Here is a 15966-nt window from a genome sequence, read left to right as displayed (position 1 = left end):
GGTGCCTCAGCCTTCCTTGAGGGTGGTCAGTCCGCGGTCGATGAAGACGGGCACCAGCTCGCCGATCCGGTCGAAGCCCGCGCCGACCGTCTGGCCCAGCGTGTAGCGGTAGTGGATGCCTTCGAGGATCACGGCGAGCTTGAACCACGCGAACGCGGTGTACCAGGCGATCCGTCCGACGTCCCGGCCGGAGCGCTCGGCGTAGCGGGCGATCAGCTCGTCCGGGTCGGGGTGGCCCGGTGCGCCGCTGGTGGTGCTGACCGGCGATCCGGGCAGGCCCAGGTCGGTGCAGTACATCGCCAGCAGCCCGAGGTCGGTCAACGGGTCGCCCAGCGTGGACATCTCCCAGTCCAGCACCGCGGTGATGGTGTCGCCGGCGCCCACCAGGACGTTGTCCAGCCGGTAGTCGCCGTGCACCACGGTCGGCGCGGGGGAGGCGGGCAGCGCCCGGCCCAGCGCCTCGTGGAGCGCGTCGATGCCGGGCAGGTCGCGGTTCTTGGAGGCCGCCAGCTGCTTGCCCCAGCGCCGCAACTGGCGCTCCAGGAAGCCGTCCGGGCGCCCGAAGTCGCCCAGTCCGGCCGCCGCCGGATCCACCGCGTGCAGCTCCACCAGCGTGTCGACGAGGGACAGCACCACCGCCCGGGTCCGCTCCGGCCCGAGCGGGGCCAGCTGTTCCACGGTCCGGTACGGGGTGCCGGCCACCAGCTCCATCACGTAGAACGGCGCGCCGATGACGGACTCGTCCGTGCACAGCAGCAGCGCCTCGGGCACCGGCACCGCGGTGTCGTGCAGCGCGCTGATCACCCGGTGCTCGCGCCGCATGTCGTGCGCGGTGGCCAGCACGTGGCCGAGCGGCGGGCGGCGGACCACCCAGGAGGCGGTGCCGTCGGTGACCCGGTAGGTGAGGTTGGAGCGCCCGCCCTCGATGAGCTGCGCGCCGAGCGGCCCGGAGACCAGGCCCGGCCGCTCCCGGTCCAGGTGCGCCCGCAGGCGCTCCGGATCGAGGCCGGGGGGCGCCTGTCCGGCGGCCGGCGGGGGCGGGGTGCCGTTGCTCATCGTGCTTCCTCCGTACGGAGTGGACGGTCGGACGGTCCAGGGCCGGCGGGCCCGTCCCGCCTGATCATGCCGACTAGTCGGTATGGCGTCCAGTGTCCGTCCGTGGGGCGTCGGTCACCCGATGCGTTTGCGCCACCCCGAGCCCACCCCGCGCCCACCCCGCGCCCGCCCCGGCCGGCTCAGGCGTGGCAGGCCGGCGCCACCCCGCCGTTGAACTCCGCCATCGCCCCGAACCCGGCCACCGCGTCCAGCGGCGCACCCGGCGCTGCCCCGTCCAGCTCCGCGTACGCCCGCAGGAGGTTGGCCACCAGCCGCTCGCGCTCCTTCAGCTCCGCGAACGCGCCCAGCTCCGCCTCCCGGGCCACCTCCAGTGGCGTCCGCCCGGCCGCCCGCCCGGCGCTGGCCAGCTCCGCCACGAACCGCAGGTACCGTTCGACCTCGTCGTAGACCTCCGGTCCGGCCACCGGCCCGTGTCCGGGCACGACCGTCTCCGCGCCCAGCGACCGCAGCACCTCGATCGCCCGCAGCGATCCGGTCAGCGAGCCCATGAAGAGGAACGGGGTGCCCCCGTTGAAGATCAGGTCCCCGGTGAACACCACCCGCTGCTGCGGCAGCCAGACGATGGCGTCGCCGGGCGTGTGCGCCACCCCCGGGTGGATCAGCTGCACCTCGACGCCGCCGGCGTGCACCGTCAGCCGGTCCTCGAAGGTGACCTCGGGCGGGGTCAGGACGATGTCGCCGTACGGCACCTCGGGCCACACCGCGTGCAGTTGGTGGCCGGCGGCCAGCAACTCCCGGCGGCAGGCCGCGTGTCCGATGACCGTCGCCTCGGGGAACACGCCGTTGCCGTAGGTGTGGTCGCCGTGGTGGTGGGTGTTGACGAGGGTCCGCGGGGTGGGCGCGCCGCTCTCCGCGATCCGGCGGCGCAGCAGCCGGGCCCGGGCTTCGGTGGCGGCGGTGTCCACGACCAGGGTGGCGGTGCCGTCGGTGACGAAGCCCGCGTTGTTCAGGCACCAGCCGCCGTCCGGCTGGATGAACGCGTGCACGCCCGGGGCGAGTTCGGTGAGGTAGGGCTCGGGGAGGCCGCCGTCGGTGTCGGCGGCGGTCTCGGGAGCCTGCTGGTGGTCCGTCATGTCCCGCTTTCGGGTGGGGGGTGGCTCGGTCCCGCGCGGACGTCGCGGCCGCCGGTCGGGACCGGCGCCGGCCTGGTGCCGCGCGGCCCCGCCGTGACGATCCGTCTGCCGCGCGGCACTCGTAACGGTACCTTCGGGCCCGACCTCACCGTCCCGGCGCCAGCAGTGCCGCTCCGCACACCGCGAGTGCGACCGTGCAGCCGGCCACCAGCAGGGCCGGGCGCGGCGCCAGGGCGGCCGGGCGGCCGACCGTCAGCGCCCGCATCCGGCGGTGCGCGACGACCGCGAACGCCCACCACAGCAGCGCCACCAGCACCATGAGCACCGCTTCGACCGGGCCCGGCGCGCCACCGCGCAGCACCTGCCGGCCGGCCAGCACCGCCGCCACGGCGGCCGACAGCACCGTCCGCCGCCACGCCAGCCGGGTCCGCTCCGGCTGGAGTCCAGGGTCCCGGTCCGCGGCCGGCGGCGGTGTCCCGCCGCCCCGCCCGGCTTCCCCGGGTGCGCCCACCGCCCCGGCCCCCGTCAGTCGGTCCGCCCGAGCAGCGTCAGCGCCACCACCGCCACCGCGAGCCCTGCGACGCACAGCGCCAACACGGTGGGGAAGCGGGAGAGCGGCAGGTCCTCGCCGCGCCGCATCGCGCGCTCGCAGCGCACCCAGTGGTTGACCGCCCGCAGCGCGCACAGCGCCCCGCCGACCAGCAGGACGACGGTGAAGGCGAGCCGCAGGCTGCCGTGCAGCCGGGGCAGGAACTGGTCGACCGCGAAGCCCCCGCCGATCAGCGCCAGTCCGGTGCGCAGCCAGGCGAGGAAGGTGCGTTCGTTGGCGAGCGAGGAGCGGTAGTCGGGCGTGCTGCCCTCCTCGCGCACCCGCTCCGGGAAGAACCACAGCCGGAGCCCGGGGCGCATCGGATCAGACCTCCCCGGCCGCCTGCCGGGCGAGCAGTTCCCGGTACGCGGCCAGCCCGTCCGGGGTCCACGACCAGACGTCCAACTGCCGGGCCAACTCCTCCTCCGGCAGGAAGGCGTGCCAGTCGATCTCCGACTCCTGGGGCGCCACCGGCAGCGTGCAGCGCACCTGGTAGACCGCCGACCACCAGGTGTGCTCGGGGGTCTCGTACAGGAAGCGGAACAGCGGCTCCGGACAGGGCAGTCCGGACACCCCCAGTTCCTCCTCGGCCTCCCGCAACGCCGCCTCGTCGTACGTCTCGCCGGTGCCCACCACCCCGCCCACGAACATGTCGTAGTGCGAGGGGAACACCAGCTTCTGCGGCGTCCGCCGGTGCACGAACACCCGGTCTTCGGCGTCCCGGACCAGGACGAACGCGCACCGGGTGCGCAGGCGGCGGGCGTAGGTCTCCGCCCGCGGGGCCTGCCCCACGACCCGGTCCTGTTCGTCGACGACATCGAGGACTTCGTCCGCGTCGAGCGGCGTGTGCGCGGTGTGCGGTGGGTGATCGGTCATGGGGCCATGGAACCACCCGTGGCGGCCCGCGCACCTGCCGGGGCGCGCCGCCACGGGTCGCCGGCTCACTGCCCCATGACGTACTTCACGGTCGGGCCGGTGGTCCAGCCGCCGTCCACCGCAAGTTCGGCGCCGGTGATGTACGAGGCGGCGTCGGAGAGCAGGAAGACCACCGCACCGGCGATCTCGTGGGCCTCACCGACCCGGCCCATCGGGGTGTTGGGGTAGTTGCCCTCGCCCACCTGGATGCCGACCTGGGCGGTCATCGGGGTGTAGGTCATGCCGGGGTGCACGGAGTTCACCCGGACCCGGGCGGTGCCCCACTCGACCGCGCCGATCTTGGTCAGACCGCGGACGCCCCACTTCGACGCGCCGTAGCCGCCGGTCATCGCCAGGCCCATCAGCCCGGCCGCGGAGGAGATGTTCACGATCGACCCGGCGCCGCGCTCCTTCATCGCCGGCTGCACGGTCTTCATGCCGATGAAGACGCCGGTGAGGTTGACGTCGAGGACCTTGCGGAAGAAGTCGACGGAGACCGTCTCCAGCGGTGCACCGGTCGATATCCCGGCGTTGTTCACCAGCCCGTCGATCCCGCCGAACTCCGCCACCGCGAAGTCCGCGACCCGCTGCCAGTCCTCCTCGGAGGTCACGTCGTGGGTCAGGAAGCGGGCCCGCTCGCCCAGGCGGGCCGCGGTCGCGGCGCCCTCCTCCTTCAGGACGTCGGTGATCACGACGTTGGCGCCGGCCGCGACGGCCTGCTCGGCGGCCGCGGCGCCCAGCCCGCGGGCCGCGCCGGTGAGGATGACGGTCTTGCCGCTCAGGTCCGCGGCGGGGGCCGCCTGGATGGGCTCACTCATGGGGAACTCCTTCGGTTCGCGGGGCGGCGGCGAGCAGGAACGCGGTCGTCGTCCCGGTGAGATCGGCGAGGAACAGTTCCTCGCCCGTCAGGGATGCGGCACCGTCCAGGTAGTGCCGGGCCCGGTCGGCCATCGCCGCGCCGATCAACGTCAGCGCGAGGTCCAGCCGCTCCAGCCGCACCGCCTCCGGCAGTCCGGCGGCGGCCAGCGCCTCCTCGACCCGGCAGATCAGCCGCCAGTACGCGGTGCCGGCGAGGGTCGGGTGCGGGACCCGGGTGCGGACCCCGCTCTCGTGGCTGAGCTGCGCGGAGATCCGCAGGCAGCGCCGGCCCCGGTCGCTGCGCAACTCGGTGGCCTCGGCGGTCACCAGCAGCGCGATCAACTCCCGCAGCGCCGGTCCGTCGTCCGCGGCCGCGGCCAGCAGCGGCGCCAGGGCCGCCTCCGTACGGGCCAGTCGGCCGGCCATGACGGCGTCCAGCAGTCCGGCCCGGGAGCCGAAGTGGTACTGCACCGCCGACGGATTGCTCTGGCCGGCCAGCGTGACGATGTCGCGGATCTGCGCACCGTCCACGCCTTGCGCCGCGAAGACTTCCTCGGCGGCGCGGATCAGCTTCTCCCGGGTCTCGGGGCCTGATGTCCTGGGCATGTTCCCGATTCTAATGCTGGACATTAATAAACCGCGAAGGGGGCGTCGGAAGTTCTTCGACGGGCGTGTCGGCGGGCCCTCGGGCGGGACGGGAAGCCGTGCCGTCCGGCGCGGCCGTCGGGGCGGGGCGGCCGCGGCGTCTCAGCGCGGCGGGCACTCCTGCGCGGCGCTGCCGGGCCCGGCCCCTGGCGGCATGGCCGGATGGCTGCCGATCAGGACGATCCCCGCCACCACCGCGGCGATGCCGGCCGCCTGGAAGGCCAGCGCTCCGGTCGTCACCCGGAGCTGGTCGCCCAGGAAGCCCACCCCGCACAGGATTCCGGCCAGCGGCTGGGCGGCGGTCAGCGCCGGCAGCGACATCCGCAGCGGCGCCGACTCGAAGGCGCTCTGCACCAGCACCAGTGCCACCACCCCCAGCACCACGATCGCGTACGGCTGCCAACTCGTCAGGAGTGCGTGCCAGCCGCCCGCGGTGAACCGCAGCCCGCTGATCCGGGTCAGCGCGTCCTGGAGGCCGTAGAGCAGCCCCGCCGCCACGCCGAGGAGCGCGGCCTCCAGGCTGACGTGCACCCGCTCCCGTTTGGCGACCGCCGCCAGCACCAGGGCGGTGGCCAGCACCCCGCCCATGATCAGCCACTGGGCCAGCTGGCCCACCTCGCTGTTGTGCCCGCCGTGCGGTTGCCCGGCCACGATGAACGCGGTCACTCCGCCCGCCAGCAGGAACAGGCCGGCCCACCCGCTGCGGCCCAGCCGCTGCCGGGAGACCCGCCGCGCCAGCGCCATCGCGAACAGCAGGTTGGTCGCCATCAACGGTTCGACGAGGGTGATGTCCCCCATCCCCAGCGCCACCGCGCCCAGCGCCATCCCCGCCACCATCAGCGCGATGCCGGCCACCCACCGGGGCATCCGGACCAGGTCGAGCAGCAGCCGGAAGGAGAGGTAGTCCTGCGGCGGGGCGTGCTGGGCCGCGAGCTGCTGGAAGACGAACCCGGTGCCCAGACAGCATGCCGCGGCAAGGGCGAGCAGGATCACCGTCACGTCGCACACCTCGTATCGCGCGGGGCGGGGGATGCGCCCGAGGATAGTCAGCCGCGATGGCCGAAACGCGTCCCTCGACCCCGCCATTCTCGCGCGTACCCGTCTGTACCACCGGTGGTCGTCCGGGCGGCGCCCCCGTCCGCTGCGCCGGCCGGCCCGCATCCCCGGCCCGCTTCCCCCGACGCGCGTCGACCCGCCACCGCTCCGCCCCTTGCGGAGACTCATGTGCAGCGACTCATGTGCAGAGACTCGTTTGCAGAGACTCGTTTGCAGAGACTCGTTTGCAGAGAAACCTATGCAGAGAACTCTCTGCATCTCTACGCTGGCGCCATGACCGACGACGACGCGCGCCCCGAAGAGCCGCCCCCCGCGCCCCGCCCCACCCGCCGGATGGACGCCCGCAGCCTGCGCGGCCTCGCCCATCCGCTGCGGATGCGCATCCTGGAACTCCTCACCCTCGACGGTCCGGACACCGCCACCGGCCTGGCCCGCCGGCTCGGCGAGAACACCGGCACGGTCAGCTGGCACCTCCGCCACCTCGCCGACCACGACTTCATCGAGGAGGAGACCGGCCGCGGCACCAAGCGCGAGCGCTGGTGGCGGGCGGTGCCGGTCTCCCGTCAGCTGAACACCACCGACTTCCGCGACGACCCGGACGCCCGCGGCCCGCTGTCGCTCTACGTCCACGAACTCGTCCAGCAGCACTTCCAACAGGTCACCGGCTACCTCGCCGAGGACTGGGGGCCGCAGTGGAAGGACGCCGGCATGGTCGCGCAGTGGCACGACCTGACCCTGACGCCCGACCAACTCGCGGCCATGAACCGGGAGTTGGAACAGGTCGTGCTCCGGCACCGGGCCGCCGCCGAGCGCGCCGAACCGGACCGCGCGGCGTCCGCGGCTCCCGAGGCGTCGGCCGCGCGGCCCGTCATCGTCCAGCTCCAGTCCTTCCCCCGCAGGCCCGGTCCGGGCCGGCCCGGGGGCGACGGGCGGACCGGGTCGTGAGCGGCCTGCTGCGGCGGCACCGGGACTTCCGGCTGCTCTGGTGCGGCGAGAGCGCGGGGAAGTTCGGCGCCGCGGTCACCGGCGTGGCGATGCCGCTGACCGCCGTCGCCGCGCTGGGCGCGGACACCTTCTCGGTCGGCGTGCTGGGTGCCTGCGGCTGGCTGCCCTGGCTGCTGATCGGGCTACCGGTCGGGGTCTGGGTGGACCGGGTGCGCCGCCGCCCGCTGATGGTGGGCGCCGCCGCACTCTCGACGCTGGTGTTCGCCGCCGTCCCGGTCATCGCCTGGTGCGGCGGGCTCAGCCTCGCCCTGTTGACCGGCGCGGCCCTGCTGAGCGGCGCCGCGGCGGTCGTCTTCCAGACCGCGTACAGCGCCTACCTCCCCGGCCTCCTCGCCCCCGCCGACCAGGCCGAGGGCAACGCCAAACTGCACGGCAGCGCCTCGGCCGCGCAGCTCGCCGGGCAGGGCGCGGGCGGCTTCCTGGTGCAACTCGCCGGCGCCGCCAACGGGTTGCTGGCCAACGCGGCCACGTTCCTGGTCTCCCTGCTGTGCCTGGGGGGCATCCGGCACCGGGAGCCGCGCCCGGCCGACGCCGGCGCGCGCGCCCCGCGGTCCCTGCGCGCCGAGGTCGCCGAGGGGCTGCGGTGGGTGTCCGGGGATGTCTGGCTGCGCACGCTGACGCTCTTCGGCGCCGCCTCCAACCTGTCCCTGATGGGATATCAGTCGATCCTGCCGGTCTTCCTGGTCCGCGAGGTCGGACTGTCGCCCGGCACCGTCGGCACCCTGCTGGCGGTGGCCGGCACCGGCGGCATCGCGGGCGCCTTCGCCGTCCGTCGGGTCGCCGCCCGGATCGGCACCGCCCGGGCCACCCTGGTCTTCGAACTCGGCCTGCCCGTACTGGCGTTGCTGATCCCGCTCGCCACCGCCGGGCCCGGCGCCGCGCTGTTCGTGGTCGGCAGCTTCGGGGTCTCGGCGGGCGTGGTCGGCGGCAACGTCCTCAAGGCGGGCTTCCAGCAGGCGTACTGCCCGCCCGCGCTGCTCGGCCGGATCACCGCCAGCGCCGCCTTCCTCAACTACGGCACGCTGCCCCTCGGCGCGCTGCTCGGAGGCGCGCTGGGCGCGGCGCTGGGCGTCCGCCCGGCCCTGTGGATCACCACCGCCGGCGTGCCACTGGCCGCCCTGATCCTCGTCGCCTCCCCGGTCCGCACCGCCCGCGACCTGCCGTCCCGCCACTCGGCACGGGACACCGACGGCCCCGACGCCGACCTGCTCGCCCGCTCCTGACCGCCCCGCGGGCCGCCCGGTCCGCGACGGCCTGACCGCGCCGCCCCGCCGAGGGGCCTCACCCGGACCGCCGCCGGCCCTCCCGCACGTCCCGCGGCGCACCGCCCCTCGGAACCGGCGCACCGCCCCTCGGAACCGGCGCACCGACCAGCACGCCCTCGGGCACCCCCACCACCTCGCCGCCCCCGGGATCGAAGCGGTAGCCGGCGCCCCACACCTCCGTCAGCAGCCGCGCCGCGGCCGGCTCCCGGTCCACCTCCGCGCGCAGCCGCGCCACCCGCGCCGCCACCGTCGACAGATCGCCGAAGTCCCGCCCCCACACCTGCCGGAGCAACTGTTCCCGGGAGAAGACCCGCCCGGGGTGCCGCATCAAGAACGCCAACAGCGCGAACTCGTGGGAGGAGAGGGCAAGTTCGCGGCCGGCCCGGGCGGCCCGTCCGGTCCTGGAGTCCGCGCTCAGGTCACCGGCCCGCAGCACCGCCGCACCGGCGGTCGGGGTCGCCCGGTCGGCCCGGTGCAGCGCCGCCGTCACCCGCGCCACCGACCCCCGCGCCGGCCCGGCCCCGGCACGTCCCGCGGCGTCCGCCGCCGTTCCCGCGGCCCCGGTCAACGGCACCAGCAGGACGGACACCCCGTCGCCGCCGCGCCGCAACCGGCGGCGCAGGTGCAGCGCCTCGATGCCCGGCAGCGCCGGGTCGAGCACCACGGCGTGCGGGTGGAAGTCGGCGGCCAGTGCGAGTGCGGTGAAGCCGTCGGTGGCGTACGCGGTGGTGTGGCCGGCGCCGGCGAGCGCGGCGGTGACCGCCGTGGCGACGGCCGGGTCGTCCGCGACGACCAGGACGCGGTGCGGCGGCCCGGGGGAGCCGGCCGGGGGAGCCGGCGGCGCGCGGTGCACGGCTCAGCCCGCCGGACCCGGGCGGCGCGCTCGGGGGCGCGTCATCAGGCGAGGGCTCATGACTCCAGCCAACACCCGCCCGCGCGCCGCCGCGCGCCGGGACCGGCCCCGGCCCGGGGCGCCGGCTACTTCTCCAGCTGTTCCCGCACCCGGCGGGACACCGTCAGCGCGTACAGGTCCAGGACGCCGGGCGGCTCGGCGAGGCCCGGCCCGCCGGCCTGTATCCAGGCGGCGATGTCGGCCAGCGCGTCGTCGTCGTTGACCAGCCCCAGCCACACCGGTCGGCCGCCTGCCGCCCGGCCGGCCGGCGAGGGCTGCACCACGACCACGTTCGCCTGGTCGCAGACGTCCAGGCACTCCGAGGCCCGGACCGGCGCCGCCCCGTCCAGCGCCGCCCGCAGCCGGGGTATCTGCCCGGCGTGGTCGACCCCCGGGATCTTCGCCGCGTCCCCGCAGCAGCAGCCGCGGCAGACGGTCACCCGGCACTGTTGCGCGGTGGCCCGCCCCGCCCGTCCGGCCCGCTTTTCGATCATCCGGCCATGCTACGTGCCGGCCCCGCACCACCCGTCGGCCCCCGGCCACCGGTCCCTCCACCCCCGGGCGCCGCCCCGGCCCCCTTCGTCGCCCACACCACGGCCGTGCGCGACATTGCCAGGCCCGTTCCTGGATAGGAATCGGAGCATGTCCCTGACCAATTCACCGACTCCGGCCGGCCCCGACTCCGAGCGGGCCGCCCGGCCGCCCGCTCCGGACGCGATACCCGGCCCCGCGGGCCTCCCCGTGATCGGCTCGCTGCTCGACCTCCGCCGCGACTCCCTGGGCGCCTTCTTGAAGGCCCAGCGCGAACACGGCGATGTGGTCCGGCTGGAGGCCGGCCCGCCCGGACTGCGCAGCGTCTTCTACGCCGTCTTCGCGCCCGAGGGCGTCCAGCAGGTGCTCGGCACCCAGGCCGCCAACTTCCGCAAGGACCACCCGCTCTACGAAGAGGTCCGCCAGTCGTTCGGCAACGGCCTGCTCACCAGCCAGGACGACGACTACCTCCGACAGCGACGGCTGGTGCAACCGCTGTTCACCAAGCGCCGGGTCGACGGCTACGCCGCGGCCGTGACCACCGAGGCCGACGCCGTCACCGCCCGCTGGCGGTCCGGTGAGGACGACGTGGTCGACCTCGTCGCCGAGATGAACCGGCTCGCCCTGCGCACCGTCGCCCGGATCCTCTTCGGCCTCGACGTCGAGGCCGCGGTGGAAACCATCCACCGCTGCGCCCCCGTCATCAACGACTACGTGGTCCGGCGCGCCTACACCCCCCTGAAGGTCCCCCGCGACTGGCCCACCCCCAGGAACCTCAACCACCGCAAGGTCACCACCGAACTCAACGCGCTGTGCGACCGGATCATCGCCGAACGCCGGACGGCCGCCGCCGCCCCGGCCGCGGACCACAACGACCTGCTCTCCCTGCTCGTCACGGCCGGCAACGAGGAGGACGGCACCCTCGACGCCACCGAGGTCCGCGAACAGGTCCTGATCTTCCTCCTGGCCGGCCACGAGACCACCGCCACCTCCATGGCCTTCGCCCTCCACCTGCTCGCCCGGCACCCCGCCGAGCAGACCCGGATCCGCGCCGAACTCACCCGCGTCCTCGGCGACCGCACGCCCACCGCCGCCGACCTGGACCGACTGCCGCGCCTCACCCAGGCGTTCAAGGAGGCCATGCGGCTCTACCCGGCGGCCGCCGTGGTGGGCCGCCGCGCCGTCGAGGCCACCGAGGTCGCCGGCCACCGCCTCCCGGCCGGCGCCGACGTCGTCGTCGCCCCGTGGGTCACCCACCGCCACCCGGGCCTGTGGGAGGACCCCGAGCGGTTCGACCCGGACCGCTTCGCCCCCGAACGCGAGGCCGAGCGCCACCGCTACGCCTGGTTCCCGTTCGGCGGCGGCCCGCGCGCCTGCATCGGCCAGCACTTCTCCATGCTGGAGTCCGTGCTGGCGCTGGCGACCCTGCTGCGCTCCCACGAGCTGACGGCCGTCGACCAGGACGTGCCGGTCGCCGCCGGCATCACCCTCCAGGCGACCGGCCCGGCCCGGGTGCGTCTGCGCGCCGTCTGACGGCCCGGGCGAGGACGCACCCGCGCACCGGAACTCGCGTGGGCGTCCTCGCCCGCCGGCCCCCACGGCCCTCTCCGTCCACCCCGCCGGGCACCGCCCGGCGGGACTCCCACCCGACAGGAGAAGGCCGTTGCCCGTCCGAGGCCCGCAAAACACCGCGCCCGCGCACACCTCCCAGGAGCCCCACACGTCACAGCCCGCCGCCACCCCCACCGCGGCCGTCGTCTGCACCCGCCGCCGGACCCACGACCGCCCGACCCGGCCGCGCCCTAGAAGTGCCGCACCAACTCCCCGAACTCCGCCAACCGCAGCACCTTCGCATCGTCCGGGTCCACCTCCTCGTGCTCCAGCACCCAGGTGTGGACGTGCGGGATGAACACCGCGTTCAACCCCGCCGACCGGGCCGGCAGGATGTCCGACTTCGGCGAGTTCCCGATCATCCACGTCCGCTCCGGCACCAACCCGTAGGCCCGCGTCAGCTCCTCGTACGTGGCGACGTCCTTCTCCGGCACGATGTGCACCCCGCGGAAGTGCCCGGTCAGCCCCGAAGCGGTCACCTTCCGCTGCTGCTCTTCCTGATCCCCCTTGGTCAGCAGCAGCAACTCGTGCCGCCCCGCCAGCTCCGCCAACGTCTCGGCCACCCCCGGCATCAACTCCACGTGCTCGCCCGCGAACGCCGCCTCCCACGCCGCGATCCGGGTCCGCTCCGCCGCGGTGGCCGCCCGCCCCCGCACCCGCTCCAGGCACTCCCCGAGGCTCCGCAGGAACACCGTGCTCCCGTACCCCAGCGTCACCGCGTTCGCCGCCTCGATCCCGTCGAGCACGGCCCGCACCGCCGCCCGGTCCAACCCCGGCCCCGCCAGCCACCCCGTGAACTCGTCGATTACCCGCTCGAAGATCACGTTGTTCTCCCACAACGTGTCGTCCGCATCAAAGATCAACACCACACCCACCCCTCTCGCCGACCAAGAACGGGGGCACCCTACGCACCACCCCGCACCCCCGCACCGGAAATTCCGCACGGCCGGCAGCCACCACGCCCCAGCCCCCGAAGACGCGAGGGAGGACCCCAAAACGACAACAGACCCCGGATCCGAAGATCCAGGGCCTGCGTGCCATGTGGTGTCCGAGGGGGGACTTGAACTCTCGCCTCGGGCACCAGCCCATTGGCTATGTGACCTGCGGCGATGCGCGGGAATCGCCGCAGAGTTGACAGTCCCTGCTGGTCATGCTTTTCCGCTGTTTCAGGCTGTTTCGGACCGCTGTTGGTCATGCGTTGGTCACGTAGCCAACCGAGAAAGACAGGGGTCAAGGCCGATGGTTGTAGCGGTCCATCGCGGCCTTCGAAGTGGATGCGTCCTTGAAGGTCAGTTCCCAAGGCCCGGTGTTCACATCGAAGTCCTTGCCGAACCCGACCCACTTCCCGGTCATCTTGCGCCCGGTCGGTTCGAGGAGCAGTTGCAGAGCCCCGTGATAGACCGCCCCGGCGTAGTACCCGTCGCCGGCCGTCTCCTCGCGCCACGAGCCCGTCACCACGTTTCCGTCCACGGTCAGGTCCATGGTCAGCGGAGAGTCGGGATTGGAGGACGCTTCCGGCAGGGACCGCACCGTGAGTTTGTTGCGGTGCTGGATGACCACAACGAAATGTTCGCCGGTGAAGTCAGCCCCTCGCCCCGACGAGTGGTACTCGTACCGGGAAAGCCAGATGCCCGACAGGGTGCCGTGATCGTTGTGCTTGGTCATGGGGACAGCACCTCCTGGGGCTGATGTGGCTCCCATCTCTACCACCTCTCCACGTGCCGATTCCTGCCCATTGGCAGGCGCCTGGGCCGCCGCCCGAGTGCCGAAGACCGGTGTCGCGAACCCTAGGGCCTCGATGGGCAGGCCCGTTACGCGCTCCAGTGATCTGATGTAGATCTTCCGAGGCATCCGGACGTCTCCGGACTCCCAGCGCTGCACGTTCCGTTTGGCACAGTAGTTCGGCTCGCCATGCTCCCGCCCATCTTCGCGTATGGCCTGGGCCAACTCGTCCTGAGACATGCGCAGGCTGACTCTGACAGCGTGAAGGATCGTGTTCGGTTCACCCACGCCTCCGACGGTAGGACGCAAGGTGACAATTGGTCTCGCGTTTCGGCAAACAAATGACGCCGAACTGACGCCTTGACGGTCGCCGCGCCGCCCCTCCCGGATGCCCGATGCTCAACGAACCCAGCGTCGAGGCAGGGAGATTGCATGATTGAGCCCGCGTCAGAAAACCGAACCCCCACCCAGGCCGCCCAAGAGGCGGTTGCCGACCTGAGGACGGCCGCGAAGGCAGCAGGGGTGCCGTTCCCCAGCCTGCGGCTTGACCCGAAGCCCTTGGGTGAGGACGGAGCGCTTACCCACCTGATCGACACCGGCCGCATCAACATCGGCACCGCCCGGAAGCTGACGAGGATTCTCAGGGCGGCGCGGTGATGAGCAGAGGCCGCCACGCGCCCACGAGGCTTACGTCGTTACGGGGACTGCGGGTGTCCTGTGATGGTTGGTTCTGGGGCGGAATCCTGGCCGTCATGGTGTGGGGCGGCTGCGTCGCCTTCCTGATCGTGGCAGCTACCGGACGGCTCGCCTAGGACGCCAGTGAGTTCCCGCTCCCCGGCCGATCAATCGCCCGGAGGGGCGCGGGATGCAACGCTGCCAGACGATGTGCCATAGGCCTCAATCGTGCACATTTTCGGGCGTGTTGAAGAACTAGGCTCCTCAGCGACATCCACCCGACAGAGACGAGCACTCCATGGGTTCCACCGAGTTCGAGGCCAGGGCGTTGAACATCGACGTTGAAGCCATCACCACGACGATCAAGCAGCGTGGCGGCGTACACGTCGCGGACCGCTTGATGCGGAGGTATGTGTACGACGTGGTCCCCGGTGAGCAGGGGCGCTGGATCAGGCTGCGGCACACCGGTTCCGAGGTCACGCTCTGCGTCAAGCACATCACCTCCGACGCGATCGACGGCACACACGAGGAGGAAGTGACCGTCTCCAGCTTCGAGGACACGAACACGCTCTTGCAGCTCATGGGCTTCACCGCGAAGGCGTATCAAGAGAACCGTCGGACCTCATACGTCCTGGACGGAGTGCGCCTTGAGATCGATGAATGGCCGCTCATTCCACCGTATTTGGAGATCGAGGGCGACAGCGTCGAGGACGTCACGGCCACGTTCAAGATGCTCGGCCTGGCCCCGGACGGCCTCACCGCCGTGAACACCATCGGGATCTATGCCCAGTACGGCATCGATCTTGAGCAGATCAAGGAACTGCGATTCCCTGACTAGGCCCACCCCCGTGGGAGGAATGCTGTGAACCAGGATGACTTAGCCGGCCTACCCGTCTCCGTGGTGCCGGACCGCACAATACGAGTGAAGATCATCGACGCCTGCGGGTTGGCCTGCGGGTTCTGCCACAACGAAGGAACACCGGTCGCCACCGACAACATCGGACGGCGGCCGCAGGAATTCACCGGTGCGCCCGGCAAGACAGGGCGTGTCTCCATCTACCTGCGCACCAACGGGGCGGACTTCCTTCCCGCTCGGATCGAGCCGGACGCCGACTTCGCCTTGGCCCTGGCGGCCATGCGAGGTGCGATAGAGACCAACGAGGTTCACTTCACCGGTGGGGAGCCCACACTCCACCCGAGGCTTCCTGACCTCGTGGCCAGGGCGCGTCAACTGGGCCTGACTGTCGGACTCACCTCCAACGGTGAGAACGGTGCCGCCGTCCTGGAGGACTGCGCGAAGGCGGGGCTCGACCGCATCAACCTTTCCGTGTTCGGAACCACGGCGGATGAACTCGCCGCCGCCCAGGCGCCACGCTTGGGTTCGGTGAAGCTCGCGGAGCGGAAGATCGCAGCACTGCACGACACCATCGACTCTGCACTGAAGAGCGGCGTGAAGGTCTCAGCCAACCTGGTTGTCCCTGACATCAGCCACGCCTCCAGGGTTCTGCGAGTCATCGAGGAATACGGCCGCAGCGTCGTGGTCCGGATGCTGGTCAACCTTGAAGACGGTGGCGCCTCCCTCGCCGCGATGAGGGAGGTGCTGAACACCCTTGGAGCGGTGCCTGTACGTCACGTCTTCACGGCCGGCACCTCGGATCAGCGCACCCGCTACCGGCTACCCGACGGCCGAACGCTCTACGCCAAATCGATTCGGCCGGTACGACTGCCGGAGACCTGCGACGGATGCCGCTTCAACAACGGTGTCGACTGTGAAGAGGGGTACTACGGAATCCGCTTGTATCGAGCGCACAACGGTCCTTTTATGGTGGGGGTGTGCATCCAAAGAATGGACCTCTGCGTCACCCTCGGAGAGTTCGTCATGAGCAAGATGCGCGACGAGGTGCGCTACCTACGGGATCAAGAATTGCTGCGCCTGCGGATTGACCACAGGTCTCAGATACAGGAAGCGGCGTAAGCACCGCTCGAACTGTGGAAGCAAGCAATGAAAGCCCC

Annotated in this window: 18 protein-coding genes; 6 read left to right on the top strand and 12 right to left on the bottom strand. The window is 72.5% G+C overall.

Going from position 1 to position 15966, the window contains the following annotated elements; translation table 11 throughout:
- Positions 1-6: 6 nt before the first annotated feature.
- The 8 genes from ABD385_RS20805 to ABD385_RS20770 all read right to left on the bottom strand — a co-directional run bounded on the left by ABD385_RS20805 (position 7) and on the right by ABD385_RS20770 (position 6195).
- Positions 7-1056, bottom strand: coding sequence for a phosphotransferase family protein (locus tag ABD385_RS20805; RefSeq protein ID WP_344578250.1), 1050 nt, complete (start codon positions 1054-1056; stop codon positions 7-9).
- 179 nt (positions 1057-1235) lie between these two features.
- Complete coding sequence (locus tag ABD385_RS20800; RefSeq protein WP_344578248.1) at positions 1236-2189, bottom strand: MBL fold metallo-hydrolase; 954 nt, start codon at positions 2187-2189, stop codon at positions 1236-1238.
- 145 nt (positions 2190-2334) lie between these two features.
- Positions 2335-2700 (bottom strand): DUF202 domain-containing protein, encoded by a 366-nt coding sequence (locus ABD385_RS20795; RefSeq protein WP_344578245.1) that lies wholly within the window; start codon positions 2698-2700, stop codon positions 2335-2337.
- 14 nt (positions 2701-2714) lie between these two features.
- Positions 2715-3098: a YidH family protein gene (locus ABD385_RS20790; RefSeq protein ID WP_344578242.1), complete on the bottom strand. Its 384-nt coding sequence runs from the start codon at positions 3096-3098 to the stop codon at positions 2715-2717.
- Between the two features lie 4 nt (positions 3099-3102).
- Positions 3103-3654, bottom strand: a complete 552-nt coding sequence (locus ABD385_RS20785; protein WP_344578240.1) for an NUDIX domain-containing protein — start codon at positions 3652-3654, stop codon at positions 3103-3105.
- A gap of 65 nt (positions 3655-3719) precedes the next feature.
- A complete protein-coding gene (locus ABD385_RS20780; RefSeq protein WP_344578237.1) occupies positions 3720-4511 on the bottom strand; it encodes a glucose 1-dehydrogenase in 792 nt (263 codons plus the stop codon).
- Complete coding sequence (locus ABD385_RS20775) at positions 4504-5157, bottom strand: TetR/AcrR family transcriptional regulator (protein WP_344578234.1); 654 nt, start codon at positions 5155-5157, stop codon at positions 4504-4506. Before ABD385_RS20775 ends, ABD385_RS20780 begins: the two co-directional genes overlap by 8 nt.
- A gap of 141 nt (positions 5158-5298) precedes the next feature.
- On the bottom strand, positions 5299-6195 hold the full coding sequence (locus ABD385_RS20770) for a DMT family transporter (RefSeq protein WP_344578231.1): 897 nt from the start codon (positions 6193-6195) through the stop codon (positions 5299-5301).
- Positions 6196-6525: 330 nt separating this feature from the next.
- Here ABD385_RS20770 and ABD385_RS20765 point away from each other — a divergent pair, with 330 nt between their 5' ends.
- Together ABD385_RS20765 and ABD385_RS20760 are read left to right on the top strand one after the other, a co-directional pair.
- The gene (locus tag ABD385_RS20765) at positions 6526-7197 is read left to right on the top strand and encodes a helix-turn-helix domain-containing protein (protein WP_425585443.1); all 672 of its coding nucleotides are present in this window, start codon (positions 6526-6528) and stop codon (positions 7195-7197) included.
- Entirely contained in the window at positions 7194-8480 is a 1287-nt protein-coding gene (locus ABD385_RS20760) for an MFS transporter (protein WP_344578228.1), read from the top strand. Before ABD385_RS20765 ends, ABD385_RS20760 begins: the two co-directional genes overlap by 4 nt.
- Positions 8481-8538: 58 nt before the next feature.
- Here the strand turns inward: ABD385_RS20760 and ABD385_RS20755 are convergent, their stop codons facing one another.
- Positions 8539-9375 (bottom strand): winged helix-turn-helix transcriptional regulator, encoded by an 837-nt coding sequence (locus ABD385_RS20755; RefSeq protein ID WP_344578218.1) that lies wholly within the window; start codon positions 9373-9375, stop codon positions 8539-8541.
- A gap of 125 nt (positions 9376-9500) precedes the next feature.
- Complete coding sequence (locus ABD385_RS20750; protein WP_344578215.1) at positions 9501-9908, bottom strand: (2Fe-2S) ferredoxin domain-containing protein; 408 nt, start codon at positions 9906-9908, stop codon at positions 9501-9503.
- A 148-nt stretch (positions 9909-10056) separates the two neighbouring features.
- Between ABD385_RS20750 and ABD385_RS20745 the strand changes: the two genes are divergently transcribed.
- Positions 10057-11478 carry a cytochrome P450 gene (locus ABD385_RS20745; RefSeq protein ID WP_344578213.1) on the top strand — a complete coding sequence of 474 codons (1422 nt, stop codon included), beginning with the start codon at positions 10057-10059 and terminating at the stop codon, positions 11476-11478.
- Positions 11479-11747: 269 nt separating this feature from the next.
- Here the strand turns inward: ABD385_RS20745 and ABD385_RS20740 are convergent, their stop codons facing one another.
- Both ABD385_RS20740 and ABD385_RS20735 read right to left on the bottom strand, forming a co-directional pair.
- Entirely contained in the window at positions 11748-12431 is a 684-nt protein-coding gene (locus ABD385_RS20740) for an HAD family hydrolase (RefSeq protein WP_344578210.1), read from the bottom strand.
- 355 nt (positions 12432-12786) lie between these two features.
- Positions 12787-13518: an XRE family transcriptional regulator gene (locus tag ABD385_RS20735; RefSeq protein WP_344578514.1), complete on the bottom strand. Its 732-nt coding sequence runs from the start codon at positions 13516-13518 to the stop codon at positions 12787-12789.
- Between the two features lie 192 nt (positions 13519-13710).
- Here ABD385_RS20735 and ABD385_RS20730 point away from each other — a divergent pair, with 192 nt between their 5' ends.
- The 3 genes from ABD385_RS20730 to ABD385_RS20720 all read left to right on the top strand — a co-directional run bounded on the left by ABD385_RS20730 (position 13711) and on the right by ABD385_RS20720 (position 15928).
- A complete protein-coding gene (locus ABD385_RS20730) occupies positions 13711-13935 on the top strand; it encodes a hypothetical protein (RefSeq protein ID WP_344578208.1) in 225 nt (74 codons plus the stop codon).
- A 316-nt stretch (positions 13936-14251) separates the two neighbouring features.
- Positions 14252-14791 carry a class IV adenylate cyclase gene (locus ABD385_RS20725; RefSeq protein ID WP_344578205.1) on the top strand — a complete coding sequence of 180 codons (540 nt, stop codon included), beginning with the start codon at positions 14252-14254 and terminating at the stop codon, positions 14789-14791.
- Between the two features lie 24 nt (positions 14792-14815).
- Positions 14816-15928 (top strand): radical SAM protein, encoded by a 1113-nt coding sequence (locus ABD385_RS20720; RefSeq protein WP_344578202.1) that lies wholly within the window; start codon positions 14816-14818, stop codon positions 15926-15928.
- Positions 15929-15966 lie beyond the last annotated feature (38 nt).

The organism is Streptomyces lunalinharesii (genome assembly GCF_039532155.1).
GTDB lineage: Bacteria > Actinomycetota > Actinomycetes > Streptomycetales > Streptomycetaceae > Streptomyces > Streptomyces lunalinharesii.
This window is presented reverse-complemented; position numbering and strand designations above follow the sequence as displayed.